This is a genomic window from Pseudocolwellia agarivorans (assembly GCF_002000085.1).
GTDB classification, from domain to species: Bacteria; Pseudomonadota; Gammaproteobacteria; order Enterobacterales; family Alteromonadaceae; genus Pseudocolwellia; species Pseudocolwellia agarivorans.
Genome location: NZ_MUZU01000005.1, coordinates 134,541 through 152,357, shown reverse-complemented (window position 1 = coordinate 152,357; position 17,817 = coordinate 134,541). Strand labels below are relative to the sequence as shown.

Annotated in this window: 16 protein-coding genes; 3 read left to right on the top strand and 13 right to left on the bottom strand. The window is 36.2% G+C overall.

Annotated elements, in window-relative coordinates:
- Positions 1-33: 33 nt before the first annotated feature.
- From B0X80_RS09665 to B0X80_RS09635, 7 genes are all read right to left on the bottom strand, one after another.
- Positions 34-423, bottom strand: coding sequence for a RidA family protein (locus B0X80_RS09665; protein ID WP_076417484.1), 390 nt, complete (start codon positions 421-423; stop codon positions 34-36).
- 51 nt (positions 424-474) lie between these two features.
- Positions 475-2,592 carry a bifunctional GTP diphosphokinase/guanosine-3',5'-bis pyrophosphate 3'-pyrophosphohydrolase gene (gene spoT, locus B0X80_RS09660; protein ID WP_077339849.1) on the bottom strand — a complete coding sequence of 706 codons (2,118 nt, stop codon included), beginning with the start codon at positions 2,590-2,592 and terminating at the stop codon, positions 475-477.
- Between the two features lie 294 nt (positions 2,593-2,886).
- On the bottom strand, positions 2,887-3,165 hold the full coding sequence (gene rpoZ, locus B0X80_RS09655) for a DNA-directed RNA polymerase subunit omega (protein WP_077339847.1): 279 nt from the start codon (positions 3,163-3,165) through the stop codon (positions 2,887-2,889).
- Positions 3,166-3,273: 108 nt separating this feature from the next.
- A complete protein-coding gene (gmk, locus tag B0X80_RS09650; protein WP_077339845.1) occupies positions 3,274-3,900 on the bottom strand; it encodes a guanylate kinase in 627 nt (208 codons plus the stop codon).
- A 195-nt stretch (positions 3,901-4,095) separates the two neighbouring features.
- Entirely contained in the window at positions 4,096-5,931 is a 1,836-nt protein-coding gene (locus tag B0X80_RS09645) for a putative bifunctional diguanylate cyclase/phosphodiesterase (RefSeq protein ID WP_077339843.1), read from the bottom strand.
- A 91-nt stretch (positions 5,932-6,022) separates the two neighbouring features.
- Positions 6,023-6,970, bottom strand: a complete 948-nt coding sequence (locus B0X80_RS09640) for a response regulator (RefSeq protein ID WP_077339841.1) — start codon at positions 6,968-6,970, stop codon at positions 6,023-6,025.
- Positions 6,971-7,079: 109 nt separating this feature from the next.
- Positions 7,080-7,553: a LabA-like NYN domain-containing protein gene (locus tag B0X80_RS09635; protein WP_077339839.1), complete on the bottom strand. Its 474-nt coding sequence runs from the start codon at positions 7,551-7,553 to the stop codon at positions 7,080-7,082.
- Positions 7,554-7,714: 161 nt separating this feature from the next.
- On the opposite strand from B0X80_RS09635, the gene plsB reads away from it, so the two are divergent.
- Positions 7,715-10,156 carry a glycerol-3-phosphate 1-O-acyltransferase PlsB gene (plsB, locus tag B0X80_RS09630; protein ID WP_077339837.1) on the top strand — a complete coding sequence of 814 codons (2,442 nt, stop codon included), beginning with the start codon at positions 7,715-7,717 and terminating at the stop codon, positions 10,154-10,156.
- Positions 10,157-10,209: 53 nt separating this feature from the next.
- Here plsB and ubiA read toward each other — a convergent pair whose 3' ends face one another.
- Both ubiA and B0X80_RS09620 read right to left on the bottom strand, forming a co-directional pair.
- Positions 10,210-11,070, bottom strand: coding sequence for a 4-hydroxybenzoate octaprenyltransferase (ubiA, locus tag B0X80_RS09625; RefSeq protein WP_077339835.1), 861 nt, complete (start codon positions 11,068-11,070; stop codon positions 10,210-10,212).
- A gap of 21 nt (positions 11,071-11,091) precedes the next feature.
- A complete protein-coding gene (locus B0X80_RS09620; RefSeq protein ID WP_077339833.1) occupies positions 11,092-11,718 on the bottom strand; it encodes a chorismate--pyruvate lyase family protein in 627 nt (208 codons plus the stop codon).
- Between the two features lie 193 nt (positions 11,719-11,911).
- Between B0X80_RS09620 and B0X80_RS09615 the strand changes: the two genes are divergently transcribed.
- Positions 11,912-12,292, top strand: a complete 381-nt coding sequence (locus tag B0X80_RS09615) for a flagellar basal body-associated protein FliL (RefSeq protein WP_089024863.1) — start codon at positions 11,912-11,914, stop codon at positions 12,290-12,292.
- An 86-nt stretch (positions 12,293-12,378) separates the two neighbouring features.
- Here the strand turns inward: B0X80_RS09615 and glpG are convergent, their stop codons facing one another.
- The 4 genes from glpG to B0X80_RS09595 form a co-directional block, all read right to left on the bottom strand.
- Positions 12,379-13,248 carry a rhomboid family intramembrane serine protease GlpG gene (gene glpG / locus B0X80_RS09610; protein WP_077339831.1) on the bottom strand — a complete coding sequence of 290 codons (870 nt, stop codon included), beginning with the start codon at positions 13,246-13,248 and terminating at the stop codon, positions 12,379-12,381.
- Complete coding sequence (gene glpE, locus B0X80_RS09605) at positions 13,245-13,580, bottom strand: thiosulfate sulfurtransferase GlpE (RefSeq protein WP_281253008.1); 336 nt, start codon at positions 13,578-13,580, stop codon at positions 13,245-13,247. The genes glpG and glpE overlap by 4 nt, the downstream gene beginning before the upstream one ends.
- 410 nt (positions 13,581-13,990) lie before the next feature.
- On the bottom strand, positions 13,991-15,016 hold the full coding sequence (gene tdh / locus B0X80_RS09600; protein ID WP_077339829.1) for an L-threonine 3-dehydrogenase: 1,026 nt from the start codon (positions 15,014-15,016) through the stop codon (positions 13,991-13,993).
- 13 nt (positions 15,017-15,029) lie between these two features.
- A complete protein-coding gene (locus B0X80_RS09595) occupies positions 15,030-16,229 on the bottom strand; it encodes a glycine C-acetyltransferase (protein WP_077339827.1) in 1,200 nt (399 codons plus the stop codon).
- A 284-nt stretch (positions 16,230-16,513) separates the two neighbouring features.
- On the opposite strand from B0X80_RS09595, the gene waaA reads away from it, so the two are divergent.
- Positions 16,514-17,800, top strand: a complete 1,287-nt coding sequence (gene waaA / locus B0X80_RS09590; RefSeq protein WP_077339825.1) for a lipid IV(A) 3-deoxy-D-manno-octulosonic acid transferase — start codon at positions 16,514-16,516, stop codon at positions 17,798-17,800.
- Positions 17,801-17,817 lie beyond the last annotated feature (17 nt).

Sequence of the window (17,817 nt, the reverse complement as noted above, 5' to 3'; positions counted from 1 at the left end):
TCAAAAGGTAAATTTAAGGTTCACTACGTTTGCTTATCGAGTGCTTGGTAATTCCATAATGCCATCGATTTCTATTTCTACGTCTTTAGGTAACCTTGCTACTTGTACAGCTGCACGTGCGGGATATGGGGCGTCGAAATATTCGCTCATTACTTCATTTACTACAGCAAAGTTTTCTAAATCTTGTAAGAAGATATTTACTTTAACCATGTCATTTAAGTCACCACCTGCTGCTTCACATACGCTTACTAAGTTTTTAAATACTTGATGTGCTTGCTCTGCAAAGCCGCCTTCAACAACTGTCATCGTTGCAGGTACTAGAGGAATTTGACCAGAAAGATATACGGTATTGTTTACTTTTACAGCTTGGCTGTATGTACCGATAGCACTTGGTGCTGCGTCTGTAGCGATAATTGTTTTCATAAGTTAATACTCTATTTACGTCTTTATTTAATATGTAATAAATGGGGATGTTTATTTGTTACGGATAACGCGTTGTACATCAACCATAACTTTTATTTTACGGATAATATCTGCGAGGTGTATTCGATCTCGACAGGTTATTTCCATGTCGATAGCATAAACGCCAGGTTCTTTTTCACCTGAGTTTAATGAATGTACATTTGAACCACGGCGCGCGATAACATTAGTTAATGCGGCTAGGGCGCCTTGATGATTGATAATTTCGATACGTAGTTTAGCAATAAAATCACGGTCTATTTCTGTATCCCATCTTACTGGGAATAAGCTTTTTTGCCCATGACCTTTAATATTACGGCATCCTTGTTGATGAATAATCAATCCTTTACCGGGGCTTAAATACGCTAAAATACCATCACCAGGAATAGGGCGACAACACTTACCGTAAGTAACCACCATGCCTTCTGTACCTTTTATTGGCATTTTAGTTTTTGTGGGTGCATTATTAGCACCATTTAATTCATTTTCTTCTGTGAATTCATCAGTTAAGCGGCGAGCAATAACAATACTTAATGAGTTACCTAAACCTATACTGACCAACAATTCTTTAAATGTTTCGTAACCGCTATCTTTAATAACTTGCTGAACTTTTTCTTCGGCAATATCTAATAACTTGGTTTTTCCTAAAGCATGGCTAAGTAATCTCAAGCCTAGCGTTTCTGAATCGCTTTGTTCTCTTGAACGTAAATAAGCTCTAATTTGTAAACGCGCTTTAGAGGTAACAACAAAATTTAACCAAGTAGCATTTGGTCTAGCAGCTTGCGAGGTGATAACTTCAATGGTTTGCCCTGAATCAATAGGCTGACTTAATGGATAAGGTTTACGATCAACTTTAACACCTACACATGAATTACCTACATCGGTATGCACCGCGTAAGCAAAATCGACAGGCGTTGCTCCCATAGGTAACTCAATAATACGTCCATCAGGAGTAAAAACATAAATTTCTTCAGGAAATAAATCTGATTTTACGTTTTCGATAAACTCAAATGAAGTACCTGCACTTTGTTGCAGTTCGATTAAGCTTTGCATCCAACGGCGCGCTTTCATTTGTGCCGTAGTGCCCGTATCGTCGCCAGCTTGTTTGTATAACCAATGGGCTGCTACGCCTTTGTCGGCCATTTGGTCCATGTCTCGAGTACGTATTTGAATTTCAACGGGAATACCATGAGGACCAATTAATGCGGTATGTAACGACTGATAACCGTTAGTTTTAGGAATAGCGATATAATCTTTGAAGCGTGATTCAACAGGTTTAAATAAGTTGTGCACAGCACCTAGCGTACGGTAGCAATCGTCAATTTTATCTTCAACAATAACGCGGAAAGCGTAAACATCCATCACTTCGTTAAAAGATAATTCTTTATTGAGCATTTTTTGATAAATAGAATATAAGTGCTTTTCACGACCTTGCACTTCAGCTTTAATACCACTTTCTTCAAGTCTTGATGCTATTTCTTTGAGAATATTATTGATAATTTCTTTACGATTACCACGCGCTTGCTTAACTGCTGATTTAAGCGCTCTTGAACGCATAGGGTATAAGGCTTCAAAGCCTAAAGACTCTAATTCATTTTTAATATCATGAATACCCAAGCGGTTTGCTATCGGAGCATATATTTCTAATGTTTCACGAGCAATACGTCTTCGTTTATCAGGCCTAAGCGACTCTAATGTGCGCATATTATGAGTACGGTCAGCTAATTTAATTAAAATAACACGAATGTCTTGCACCATAGCAAGGATCATTTTACGGAAGTTTTCCGCTTGCATTTGTTCTTTATTATCAAACTTTAGCTTATCTAATTTACTCACACCTTCAACTAACTCAGCAACCGTGTCGCCAAATAAATCAGCAAGTTCTTTTTTAGTGGTGCTGGTGTCTTCAATAACATCGTGCAATAACGCAGCCATGAGAGTTTCATGGTCTAAATTCATTTTAGCTAAATTAATCGCTACGGCGACAGGGTGTGTAATGTAAGGTTCGCCACTTGAACGCATTTGTCCTTCATGTGCTTCTCGAGCAACAATATAAGCTTGTTTAAGTAAGTCTATTTGTACTTTCGACAAATAACTTGAGACAAGATCTTTTAATGGTTCAAAAAGATACACTCACAACACCTTAAAAAATAATACCAACCAAACTAAGTTGTTTGATAGCAATAGTCTGAATAACAATACAAGTAAAACAAAGAGCAACACATTTGAATATATAAAATAAGTTAAATTAACTTAAGAAGTGATGATGCATTTTGCTTTACAGCTAATAAAATAAGAATACGTTGAATTACTAACAATGCCAACGTTTTACTTGATGAATGCTAAAAATTAAGCATTAAAAAACGCGTAATCATTGCAAACAATTTATTACGCGTTTTTGGGTGGCTTACCTTCACTATGTGAAAGCTACTGGTTATGACCACCTACAATTGCAGCTACTGCCGCTAGTTCAGCAGATTCTTGTTGTATTTGCTCGTGGTGATCTGAATGGTCCATTACTTCAGTAGTAATTAAACCTGCTTCAATTTCACGTAAAGCTAACACTGTTGGTTTATCATTTTCTCTATCAACCAAAGGTTCTTTACCGCCAGTTGCAATTTGACGAGCACGACGAGATGCAATAAGCACCAAGTCAAAACGATTACCGACTTTATCTACGGCATCTTCAACAGTTACGCGAGCCATTTGGTCACTCCAGCATTTAAAATTTCAAAAAATAGTCGGGTAGTTTACTCGATCATACGCCCACTACGCAAGCAACTTGGCGTGATTTAATCATTAAAAATAAATTAATTAATCTGATAGTAAATCATCAAAAAGCGTTTGATGAGTGATCACTTGTTGGCTACGTTTTAAGCGTTGATTATTTACAATCGTTGTTAAGTCAACTAATGCCTGATCAAAATCATCGTTAACAATAATGTAATCGAACTCTTGGTAATGCGAACATTCAGATTGTGCTTGTGCCATACGCTCATCAATAACTTCTTGGCTATCTTGACCTCGACCTTGTAAACGTTTCTCTAATTCATCTTTAGAAGGAGGACAAATAAAAATAGTGGTAACACTCGGTTTTTTCATTCGAACTTGCTGTGCGCCTTGCCAATCGATATCAAGTAAAACATCAATACCTTTTGCTAGTTGTTCATCAATAGCTGCTTCGGACGTACCATAGTAATTACCAAAAACTTCAGCGTGTTCATAAAATGCTTTTTTCTCAATTAACTTTTCAAACTCAATTTTAGAAACAAAATGATAATGCTGACCGTTTTCCTCACCGGGACGAATATTACGCGTAGTGTGCGATACAGAAACTTGCATTTCTCTTGTTGAATCTTGTTTAAGTAGTGCTTTGATTAAGCTTGATTTTCCTGCCCCACTTGGCGCAGATAGAATGAATAAATTACCCGGAGTAGTCACATGACACCTTACTAATAATATGAGTGATAGCACCTGAAAACGACACTATTTTTATGATGTGATTATAGCGAGGAATTGCCTATTTTCCCATACGAATTACGAGTAACCTTAAATTTTAATGAGTAATATATAATAAGTGTAATGAGGATAAAAAAGAGTAAATAGCCTATTTGTGAGAAATATTAGGAAAGTTTATTATCTGGCTACAGCCATCCTAAACTCCTGTTGATTAAGGTGTAATTCTTCTTTAAAAGCTTCCCAGCCTAAAGGTTTAGATAACAAGTATCCTTGATATTGCGAGCATTTAAGTTTTTTAAGATACTCAAGTTGGTAAGGTTCTTCTACACCTTCAGCAATAACATTTAACTTATATAATTTTGCTAGAGATAAAATCACATCGATCATTAACCCTTCGTTATTATAATTTGGATCAATCGCCCAAATAAAACTTCTATCTATTTTAAGCGTATCTACAGGGAAATGCTGTAGCTGATTAAATGCGGTATAGCCTGTACCAAAGTCATCTAAAGATAGCTTATAACCCATTTCTTTAATGCGTTGTAACAGTTTAATACTCTTATAACCATGATCAACTAAACTTGTTTCTGTGATTTCAAATTCAATCATTGATGGAGGGATATGATATTGATTAGCTAATGCCTCTATTTTACTAGGCAATTGTTCATTTTTAAGCTCTAAAGATGAAATATTAATCGCCAATAAGAAAGGCCTTAGCGTCAATTCAGGAATAAGTTTTTCCATATATTGGAAACAGGACTCAATAACAAATAAATCAATTTCTGCAACTAAACCATACTCTTCCGCTATTCTGATATAAGCCTCAGGTCCAATGCTAGAAAGTAAAGGATGATGACTTCTAATAAGGGCTTCAGCCCCTACAATCTGAGTAGCGGTTGAATCGTAAATTGGCATAAAATTTAGATAAAAAAGATTCTGAGCTAATGAATCTTTAATCGCTTGAGATACATCATTTTTATGGCTAATTTTATCTGCTATAAATTGATTAAAGTAACCAATTCTATTTTTCCCTTGTTTTTTCGCTTCAAACATTGCGATATCAGCATAGTTTAATAACGTATCAGGCGTCATCAAATAGTCTTGTGTTGAAGCAACACCTATACTCACTTGCGTATCTAATTGCACATCATCAATAACAATAGGCTCTTTAAATTCGCTTAACAACTTGTCAGCGAACAACCTGACTTCCGATTCAAGTGCTATTCCTGAAATAATAACAACAAACTCATCTCCGGCTAATCGTCCTACTTTTCCCTGTAAAATAAAAAAATCATCGGTAATAGCATGAGTAACAGATAATAGCTTTTTACTGATAGAAACTAATAGTTTATCGCCTATCGCATGCCCATAATTATCATTAACACGTTTAAAATCATCTATATCAATAAAATACAAAGCCAATAAAGCATGTTCATCAACATTTTTTAATTGCTGCTGTAACCATGAATTTATATTACGTCGATTATATATCCCCGTAAGGTAATCAACATTCGCTTCTAGCGTGAGTGCTTCTCTATGGCGTGTAATTGTATTGGCATAGAGATAAGAAATAATAATAGTCATGATCAAAGGAAAAGCTACCCGCGCAACCACAGCTGAATCCATAGAATGTAAAGAGGCAAGTATGACTAAAACGGCAAGAATTGAGCTGGTAATGAGAGCAAATTTTACCGAGTAGTTAAAAAATATCCCGATAATAAAAGGAAAAACGAAGAAGAGCCCTTTAATACCTAAAAAATAGCAGGCATAAATAATAAAGAAAGAAATACTTACAACGAAAGCATCAAGCTGCCACGTTATTCTTCTTCTAAAGTGATTTTGAAATAAAAGGAACGCAGTAAAAATAACATTAACAAGAGAAATAATGCCAATATCAAACATACCATAGCGTAAATGGTATGCCGCATAAAAAGTAAAAGGGCATAGGCCAAGCAATAAAAAAACGGACAATAGTCTTGGTTTAATATAATGACCTGTGTTTTTCTCTATCATATCCGTTATTTCTATATCCCAAGTTTATACGTATGGCTTATATCCTTTATTTTAAGAATGATATTTATTAAACAACCTGAGCTGTTTAAAACTAAGCAATCTTTAAATAGTTTTTAATAATATCTGCGCCATTACTTGCTTGAATGGGTTTAAAAATAAAACCTGATATACCATAGCCGGCACATTCATCAATAAGTGTTTTGTCTGTAACTGAAGATAGCATCACAATAGGTACATCAAATCCGGCACTACGAATATTTTGTAAAGCTTGATTACCATTTACCTCATTCATAACCACATCCATAAACATAAAATCTGGATTCTGTTCTTTTACCATGGTCAAGGCAGTGGAGCCATCATCAGCTTCAATAATATTATTATAGCCTAGTTTACTTAGAATATTTTTCAAGGCTTTACGGATCATTGAACTGTCATCAACGAGTAATATTTTTGCGTCCGTAGGTAAGTTTTTAGTATGCGGATTCGCTATGCCCGTACTTTCTTCACGCTTAATACCTGCTGATTGATAGTTAACACTACGAACAAGTAAATTAAAATAATAACGACCGACACCTTCAACTGTAATAGGCACAGTAACAACTTCTTTAACCCCCTCTAAATACTTAGACATGTCATTAACATCGTTAACAAAATAAGGGCTAGAAAAGTTATATTCTAAGTTGTAACGGCTATGTAAGTCGGTAGCACGACCTACTATGGTATTTCCCCACTCAGCAAGCGCGTTACTTAGCTCTTCGTTGATTTCTGTAAACTCATATTTTTCATTGAGCATATTTTCACAAACAGAGTTACCAATTGCCACAGCAGTTTCAGGATAATGATGCATCATAATAACGCCATCTAGATTTCCAGTTACATCAGAACAAACCGCATAACCTTTAAAACGAAAGTCATCAACATTGTCCATAAAGGTATCACCAGAAGCACCAGACAAATTAGTCATCGCTTTTAAGCTAGCAATAGATTCTGTAATAAATGGGTATAAAATAACTTTATAAATTGTATCAACTGACGACATTTATGAGCACTCTCTTTGTTATTATTGATTGTTACCATCTAACAAATTACTAGAGGAATTAGCGCTTTGCAAGACAATATTTCTACGCTTTTTGATTATTTTGATAGCATCATTGCAATAAGCTTTCATTAATTTCATAAAATGAGGTGGCGGCATTCACTAAAGAATTAGCGGTTAACTGTGGTACCCCATAAACTTGTGTTTCAATGTTATGTGTTGCGTTAACTTCATTTAACAACATATCAAAATCACCATCCCCTGAAAGTAAAACAACGGTATCAACCTCAGAGGCTATTTTCATTATGTCGATTGTAATGCCAACATCCCAATCTCCTTTAGCTGAGCCGTCGCTGCGTTGAATATAAGGTTTAAGCTTTACATTAAAACCAATATGTTTAAGTGCTTTTTGGAATTTATGTTGTTGATCATCACTACGTTGAATAGCATAAGCATTGGCAACAACAATATCACCTTGATAACTTAACTGTTCCCAAAATTTTCTATAATTAAACTGACGTTTATAGGCGTCTCTCGTGGTGTAATAAATATTTTGTACATCAACAAAAACTGCGATTTTTTTCATTTAGGATCCATTTTATGAAAATAAAAATGATTAACACCAAACGGTTTAATAAATTTACCTGATTGATATCATATATAAGCAACACCTCATCATACGACTTTTTGAGGACAAAAAACTAAGATGATGATAATATTACCGCACTAAATTATTGAGTACACCAGATGTCAGCACTACGTTCGTTATATCATTACTTATTAAAATTCCCCGTAAAACTATTCGTAAAATGTAAAGTTATCCCTGACAATTTGGCGGATCAGAAACAAATAGATCCAGAACAACCCATTTTTTATGTGATTAGGTATCAATCAACCAGCGATGTTTTAGCATTACAAAGCGCTTGTAAAAAACTCGATTTACCTAATCCATTAAAAAAAGTCATTATTAATGGCAAAAGCTTTCCTCGTGTATTCTTTTTAGAAAAAACAAAATCAGTTCTCCCTTGGAAAGCTAAAGCAAAAACCAATGCTATTGAACAAGGCTTTAATATATTAACTGAGCATGAATTAGACGCTGAACTAAACGCTCAAATGATCCCCGTTAATATCACCTGGGGAAGAACGCCAACCAAAGAAAAAAACACTGCCAATGTAGGTACTGTTATTGCCGACGAAGAGTCGCCAACTTGGTTACGTAAAATATTTATTGTTTTATTTACCGGTAGAGACACGCTAGCAAGATTCAGCGATCCATTACATTTTAGAGATGTTAAAGAAAAGCATGGCGACAACGAAGCAACAGCTCATAAATTAATACGTATTGCGCGCTTTCATTTTTATCGTCAAACTATTTCAGTCACCGGCCCACGGTTAATGCACCGCCAGCAAATGTTTACGGCAATGTTTGCTAACCCTGCCATAAAAAAAATTATTGCTGACGAAGTTAAAAGTAAAAATATTTCTCAAGCTAAAGTTAAAAAACAAGCGTTAGAAATAATGGACGAGATCGCTGGCGACTATCGTGAGTCGATGATCAGTGTAGGGACCCGCGTACTAACTTGGCTATGGAAACGCCTATACAAAAAAATTGAAGTTAGTAATGCAAACACCGTAAGAAACTTAGCACAAGAAGGGCATGAAATTATTTATGTGCCTTGTCATCGCAGCCATATGGATTACTTACTCCTTACCTACATTATTGCGCAAGAAGGCTTAGTAACTCCGCGTATTGCAGCAGGTATCAATCTTAACTTTTGGCCCGCGGGACCTATTTTTAGAAAAGCGGGAGCGTTTTTCATTCGCCGAAGTTTCAACGGTAATCGATTATATTCCACCATATTCAGAGAGTACTTAGGTTTACTTTTTGAACGGGGCTATTCAGTAAAATATTACTCGGAAGGTGGCCGAAGCCGCACTGGGCGATTACTACCAGCCAAAACCGGTATGTTAGCTATGACCATACAAAGTTTATTACGAGGCATAGATCGCCCGTTAACTTTAGTACCTGTGTATATTGGCTACGAACATGTAATGGAAGTAGGTACATACCATAAAGAATTAAGTGGTAGCGAAAAGAAAAAAGAATCTTTTTTAGGTGTTTTTAAAGCTATAAAAAGCTTACGTAACTATGGTAAAGGTTATATTAATTTTGGCGAACCTATTAATATTAATAAATTTTTAACAGACGAAGTACCTGATTGGAAAAGTGCAATTAACCCCTTAGATCCACAAAAACCTAAATGGTTAACACCCACAGTCAACCTATTAGCCGATAAAGTAATGACCAACATTAACCAATGTGCCGCATTAAATGGCGTTTCGTTAGTGGCCCTTATATTACATGCAACAGACAACAAAGCACTGTCAAAATCAGAATTAGAATCCCAATTAGATTTCTTTTTAATGCTACAGCGTTCAGCCCCTTACAGCACCGAATTAACGGTTCCGCCAGAGTCTGGTACCGAATTATTAGCAGAAGTTATTGCTTTAAATAAAGTGACCGTAAATGAAGACAGCTTTGGTGAAATTATATCTTTAGACGAATCAGCAACGCTTGAAATGCGTTATTACCGTAATAATATTTTACACACTTACGTATTACATGCGTTTGTTTGCAGAGTATTAGAATGTAATGCGAAAGTCTCAACATCAACCATAGTGAAACAAGTTCAAATACTTCTGCAATTAATTAAATCAGAGCTGTTTTTATGGGGGTCTGATGACGAAATGCGTACTAATATAGAAACTACGTTAAGCGTACTTTCTGAACTTAATATCGCACAGCAAAACGATGACGGTAATTGGTCGTTAATGGAAGATAACAACCTGCGTTCTAAAGCAAGAATATTAGCAGAATGTATTGATGAAACCATACAACGCTTCGCCATTATTTGTTCGTTAATTTATCGTCTATCACCTATTGATAAAGCAAGCTTTGAAGAAAAAGTTGTTTCTATTGCTAAACGTTTATGTGTTTTAAACAATATTAGTGCGCCAGAGTTTATCGATAAAAAAGCTCAATCTATGCTGATCAGTTCAATGCAAAAGTTGGGATACATTGACAGAAATGAAGACAGTCAACTCGTACCCACAGAATCGTTGAAACCTTTAAAAGATATAGTTGTTAACTTAACCGATATTGAAGTACTGCAAAGTATTGCTAGATAACGGTGTATACCCGTTCCCACTGAAAACTGCATATTGAATGGTAACGGGTATATTTATAGGTGTTCTATAAAAATACCGATAAATACAACTAAGCCAACAAAATGATTATGTAAAAAAGCTTGAAAACACTTATCTCTTTCACGATTTACCATTAAAAATTGCTGATAGGTAAACAAGCCCGCACAAATCACTAAACATAATTGATATGGCCAACCAAAGGCCAGCATATCGCCTACCGTAAATAATAAAGCCAGTGTTATAAGCTGTAAAAACAAAACAATACGCTTGTCGAAAGATCCAAATAAAATAGCGGTCGATTTCACACCAATTTTAAGGTCATCGTCACGATCAACCATGGCATACATAGTATCGTAAGCAACCGTCCAACATAAATTAGCCGCGAATAACAACCAAGCAACCAAAGGTATTTTCCCTGTCGACTCAGCAAATGCCATAATCATTCCCCAACTAAACGCGGCCCCTAAAAAGACTTGTGGAAAATGCGTAAAGCGTTTCATAAAGGGGTAAATAACAGCAAGAAACACCGCAACAAACGACAACATAATTGTATACGGCTGTAGGGTTAAAACTAAAATCAAGGCATTTAAAATCAAGAAAAAAAACAATGTGAGCGCTTCAGTTGTTGTTATAGCACCTGAAACTAACGGTCTATTTTCAGTACGCTTTACATGACCATCAACTTTTCTATCGGCAAAGTCGTTTATCACGCAACCAGCGCTGCGCATAATAAAAACACCTAACGTAAATACTACAAGTAAGTGATAGCTAGGCATACCTTCTTGAGCAATCCACAACGCCCAATAGGTTGGCCATAATAATAAATACGTCCCAATAGGTTTATCTATTCGAGTAATTGATTTAATGGCTTGCCACTTAGCTATAAATGCATTCATAAAATATTAAGCTACTTTTTATTATTGATTAAATGTTGAATGTATTGGTAATAATGATGGAGCTGCACCTAGCACCACATCGTAAGCGACAGATTCAGGTAAAAACACTTCAGCCACCATAATCGGTTTGTTTTTTAAAACAAATACCGAACGTCGCCCCCACAAAGTGCTCGTTTGAGATAAGTTTAACTCACCTATTAACGCTGATAGCGAACTGGGTGAATTAAATGGTGCAACTTCAATACACTTTCTGATCAAATTAGGATGATTAAAAAGTACTTGCCCTAAAGATTGTTCACCTAATTCTGCTAATTTTTGTTCTTCGCCCGTTAAACTTTTTAATGGTAATAAACTGCGCGCAAAAACTTGGGGTTTATCATCACAAAATAAAAGCACTTCACGTACTAGCACTTCTTCACCAGCAGCTATATCTTTATTAGCCTCAAGCTCACTACACGGTATAATTTTTTGGCCTAGTACCTCAACCCTAAAATGCTCACAATGAGTTTTTAAACGTGCCGTTAAAGAACTAGGATCGAGTAACCAATCTAATAATCCTTCATGTAAAGTATCATCAGAAGAATAGCTAGCTGCAATGTTCCACTGTGTTTGAAGTGTTACTGGGAATAAATGTGAATGAAGGCTCATAGCAAAAAATATTGAATTAAAAACGCTTTATCATATCAGGATTTATCACTTCATACCTAGTAGCTCAGTCTTTTATTAAAACAGAATGAATAACTTAAACGTGCTAAATCGAATTATTTATTTAAAAAACATAGTAAAGCAGGTTAATCTATACTGTAATTAACCCTATTTGTATAAAGAGATCCTTTCTGTGATGAAAAAGCTAATTTTAGCCCTTTGCTGCTTACTACCCTTTTCTCCGATTAAAGCGGCTGATTATGCATATTATGGCTTTGAGCCTTCTATTATTACCAATTACATCGCTGTAAAAAAGAAAATGGGCTACGTAAGAATTAGCGTTGAATTGATGATTGAGAACTCTTCAAACTTTGAAATAGTTGAACATCATGCGCCATTACTCCGCGACGCCATTATTACCATTATTGGTCAGCAGCCTGAATCTAAAATAAAGTCGATTAATGGCCGACACGAAATACAGCGGTTATGTGAAGATAAAGTAAAAGAATTACTGAAAAAAGAAACAGGCGGAACGTTAATTAAAAAACTATTGTTTACCCAATGGTTAAGTGAATAAGTTTTTATTTGACTGATGCTAAAAACAAAGGGTGATATTTTTGTAAATATCACCCTTTTTTATTAACCTTATACTAAGTTGCTTGATTAACTTTTAGCATATTTAATTTTAATCCAAGCTAAACCACAACCAGAAAGCAAGCCCAATAAATGGGCGGTATTTGCCATATTAACGGGTAGCACGTTGGCAAAACCTAACAACATAAAAAACAGTAAAAAGCCCACAATAGGTTTTGAAATAGTTAAGCCTTTCTCCGGCGCTAGCCAGTCATACCACCATACATAACCAAATAGTGCATACACCACGCCAGACAAACCTCCAAAACTGGGGCCTGACACAATAAACTGACCAACATTTGAAATTATAGCCGATACAAGAAATAGGTTAATTAACGCCCCTTTACCTAGCGTTCGTTCAATAGAGCCACCAATTTGCCACCACCACATCGTATTAAAAATAATATGAAGCCAAGTAAAATGAAAAAAAGCAGGGCCAATAAGTCGGTAGGGTTGCTCTAATAAATTAGCCATATTTAAATGATTAAAAAAGCCAATTTTATTAAAAACGTCTCGCTGCCAGCCGAGTTCACCTAAGATAAAAGTGAACCAACAAATAGCAAAAACAACTAAAGTAACAAAACCTGCATGGCGAAAAAATTGCTCTTTAAATTGAGAAACTACAGAAGGCTCATTACTTTTAAGTTGAGACACTTCGGCATTATCCCAGGCTGCTTGTTGATATTTAGGGTGATGCGGTTGTTTTATAAAATCTTCAAAAATATCTTTGGCCTGATCTTGCTGGTGAATATCGCAATAAATAACAAACGTGTTATCTTCAGACAAAACTTTAGCTGATATATTTTGGCTCAATAAATAATTACAAAACAATAAAGCAATATTGTGATGCTCTATCTTTACAAAAGCGCCTAATTCTATAGACGCATCGTGATTACTCATGAAGTACTAACGTCGCTCGGATGCTCTAATTGCCATTGTGTAAAACCACCGTCTAACGAATATACGTCTGTAAAATCTTGGCTTATTAAATATTGAGCAGCTTGTTGGCTAGAGTGACCGTGATAACAACAAACAACAACAGGTGCATCAAGATCCGCTTCGCGCATGAAATCAGCAAGGGTTTCGTTGGTTAACTCTATAGCGCCAGGAATATGTCCGTTTTTAAATGAATTAGGATCTCGAATATCAACAACAACGTAAGTTTTTTCGGCTAACGCTTGGTGTAGTTCATTTATCTGCATGTGCTTAAAATTCGTTGTACTGTCTGACACGTATCTCACCTTCTCGTAAATAATTTAAATAATTATATGTGTTAACTCATTTGTTGATAAGAATAATATCATTGTTTAAAGGATTATTTAGAGAATTGTTCAAAAGGTATATACCCGTTACCAATCAAGATGCGTATTTCAGAGCACTTGAGCGATATCAATTCAAGGCAATGCTTTGCAATAATGGTCGTTCCCTTATAAAAAGCATTAACGAAGAAGTGATTTTGCTCAAGTGCTTCTTCGATGGGTCTAAAAACAATTTATGCTTCGTTATTAACTTTAGTAAGGGAATAACCATGACGTAAACTTAATGCCTTGCCTAAATTGTTTTTAGTTCCCACTGAAACCTGCATATTGAATGGTAACGGGTATAAAGCCCAAAATTTTCACTTTGGGCTTTTTTGAAGGGATTAAGTCCAGTCTAAAATCACCTTACCCGACAATCCCGATCTCATCACATCAAAACCTTGTTGAAATTCATCAATAGAATAGTGATGAGTAATAATTGGAGTAAGATCTAAACCTGACTGAATTAAACTGGCCATTTTGTACCATGTTTCAAACATTTCGCGGCCATAAATACCTTTAATGGTAAGCCCTTTAAAAATAACTTTACTCCAATCAATCGCCATATCCGTTCCTGGAATACCTAACATGGCAATTTTTCCACCGTTGTTCATGTTATTCAGCATATCGGTAAAGGCTGTAGGCACACCTGACATTTCCATACCTACATCAAAGCCTTCGCTCATTCCTAATTCAGACATTACATCTGTTAACTTAGTTTTACTTACATCAACGGCTCTTGTTGCGCCCATTTTTAACGCCAAGTCTAATCGGTAAGGGTTTACGTCAGTAACAACGACATGCCTTGCTCCTACGTGTTTAGCTACAGCTGCAGCCATAATTCCGATAGGTCCGGCACCTGTAATAAGTACATCTTCACCCACTAAATCAAACGATAATGCAGTATGAACAGCGTTACCAAAGGGATCAAAAATGGCAGCTAAATCATCTGTAATTTCATCAGGTAATTTAAACGCGTTGTAAGCGGGTATCACTAGGTATTCAGCAAACGAGCCCGGTCTATTTACACCTACGCCAACAGTATTTCTACATAAATGTGTGCGCCCACCTCGGCAATTTCGACAATGACCACAAGTAATATGCCCTTCGCCTGACACTCGGTCACCAATAGTAAAACCTTTAACTTCTTGCCCTATCTCAACTACTTCGCCAGCATATTCATGGCCTACTATCATAGGAACAGGTATGGTTTTTTGCGACCATTCATCCCAGTTATAAATATGAATATCTGTTCCGCAAATAGCCGTTTTATTAATTTTAATTAATAAATCGTTGTGTCCCATTTCTGGTTTAGGGCTATCGCCCATCCAAATACCGGGTTCTGCTTTTAATTTAATTAATGATTTCATGTTAACTCAACCTTTAACTAATAATATTCATTGATTGACCAATACGAATAAACGCGCCAATCGCATGATCTAATTGCTCTTTAGTATGTGCTGCCGAAATTTGCGTTCGAATACGAGCTTGGCCTTTCGGCACAACAGGGAATGAAAAACCGATCACATAAATGCCCTCTTCTAACAGCTTATTGGCCATTTGTGTTGCTACAGCCGCATCGCCTAACATTACAGGAATAATTGCGTGATCTGCACCACCACAAGTAAATCCTGCGGCTTCCATTTGTGTTCTAAAGTATTGAGAGTTTTCGATAAGCTGCTTACGTAAAGCATCGCCACCTTTTAATAACTCAATAACTTTGATTGACGCATTCACAATAGCGGGCGCTAGCGAATTAGAAAACAAATAAGGACGTGAACGTTGGCGTAACCAGTCAACCACTTCTTTTTTACCTGATGTATAACCGCCTGAAGCTCCGCCCATGGCTTTACCTAAAGTACCGGTAATAATATCTACACGCCCCATTACATCACAAAACTCGTGGCTGCCTCGCCCTTGCTCGCCAACAAAACCTACTGCGTGAGAGTCATCAACCATCACTAAAGCATTATATTTATCAGCTAAATCACACACGGCTTTTAAATTAGCGATAACACCGTCCATTGAAAATACACCATCGGTAGCTATTAACTTAAATCTTGCGCCTGCGGCATCAGCATCTTTCAAGCATTGTTCTAATTCTTCAGCGTTATTATTGGCGTATCTAAAACGTTTGGCTTTACACAAACGTACACCATCAATAATTGACGCATGGTTTAGCGCATCACTAATAATCGCATCTTCTGGACCAAGTAACGTTTCAAATAAACCCGCATTTGCATCAAAACATGACGAATACAAAATAGTATCTTCCATGCCTAAAAATTCACTTAATTTTTGCTCAAGGGTTTTATGAATATCTTGCGTGCCGCAAATAAAGCGTACCGACGCCATACCAAAACCATGCTCGTCTAACCCTTCTTTTGCAGCCGCAATTAAGTCAGGGTGATTAGCTAAACCTAAATAGTTATTTGCACAAAAGTTAATCACCTTATCACCATTAGCTACGGCAATTGATGGTTGCTGAGCGGTTGTAATAACTCGTTCGGCTTTATATAAACCGTCAGTTTTTACTTGATCGATTTGACTCGTAATATGTGAATAAAAAGGAGATGTACGCATGTGTTTTAACGCTCCGCTTGTTGTAAAAGTAATAGTTGTTATATTTTTATCGCTTACTATTAATTGAATGTTGCGACTTTATTGGCCTTTTTAATTAAAAATATAGCCTCTTAATTTTGATTGTACGTTTTAACGCACAAAAAGAAAATAGTTTACGTTATAAATAAAAATTTCACTGTAAACTTTTAATAACATCTCCATATTTATACTCAAAAATACTAAACGCTATCATTGTAAAAGTGTTATTAGGTATACTTAGCGCACTGCTAGCAACGAGAATTTTTGTGAAATACTTTTTATCTTTACTCTTTTATCGCGTTTTATTTTTCTTATTACTGCCTGTATTGTTGCTAATATTAGTGGTTAGATCTAAAAATCACCCAGAATATCGCCAGCGATTATTTGAGCGCCTCGGATTTATTGATAAAAAATTAAGCAAACATGGCATTGTTATTCATGCAGCAAGTGTCGGTGAAGTTATTGCCTTAAAAGCCTTTATCGAAAAATTACTCGCTAGCCAACCTAATACACCTGTAACTATTACCACCTTTACACCAACCGGCTCAGCACAAGTTAACAAGCTTTTTGGTGATCGTGTTCAACATTGTTATTTACCCATAGATTCTTTTATTTGTACTTGGCTATTTTTATCACGCTTACAGCCCAAAGCTATGGTTTTTATGGAAACCGAGTTATGGCCAAATTTAATCAGCCAATGTAAAAACCGACAAACTAAATTATTATTGGTAAACGGCCGTTTATCGACTAAATCAATGAAAAGTTATAAAAAATTAACGTGGTTAATATCACCTTGTTTACAAGCTTTCGATCAAATACTCACCCAAAGCCAAATCAATCAAAACAACTTTCTGGCATTAGGTGGTAAGGCATTAAACTGTGATCTTTCAGGTAACTTAAAGTTTGATATATCAATTACACCAAGTATTACCAGCAAACAAGCCGAGTTAGCTGCGTTTATTGAAGGTACACGTAAATTATGGGTTGTTGCCAGTACACACCCAGGTGATGAAGAAATAATTTTAAAAGCCTTTCAACCTCTGCATCAACAGTATCCAGAATTGTTACTTGTGATTGTGCCTAGACACCCAGAACGTTTTGCTGACGTGGCCCAATTAGCGATAAACAGCGGCTTTACTACATGTAAACGCAGTGAGAACACACAAGTTAATACAGCAACTCATGTTTGGGTATTAGATACCTTAGGTGAGCTAATGCCAATGTGCGCATTAGCGTCGATTGTTACTATGGGCGGAAGCTTTAGCACTATTGGCGGACATAATCCTTTAGAACCCGCCTTATTTAAAAAGCCCGTGATAGTCGGCGCTAACATGAGCAATTTTACCGAGGTAATGCAACAACTAACTGACGCCAAAGGCATAGTGCAACTTAACGGTATTAATAATGAAAGCGAGTTAGTTCAGGTAATAACTGAGCTATTAAATGATAGCGACAAACAGCTAACCCTTGGTGAAAATGCGTATAACGTAGTGCTACAAAACCAAGGAGCAAGTGACCGGTCACTTGCTCATTTGGATCAATTACTGCAATAGGTGGCTTAAGTTACTGC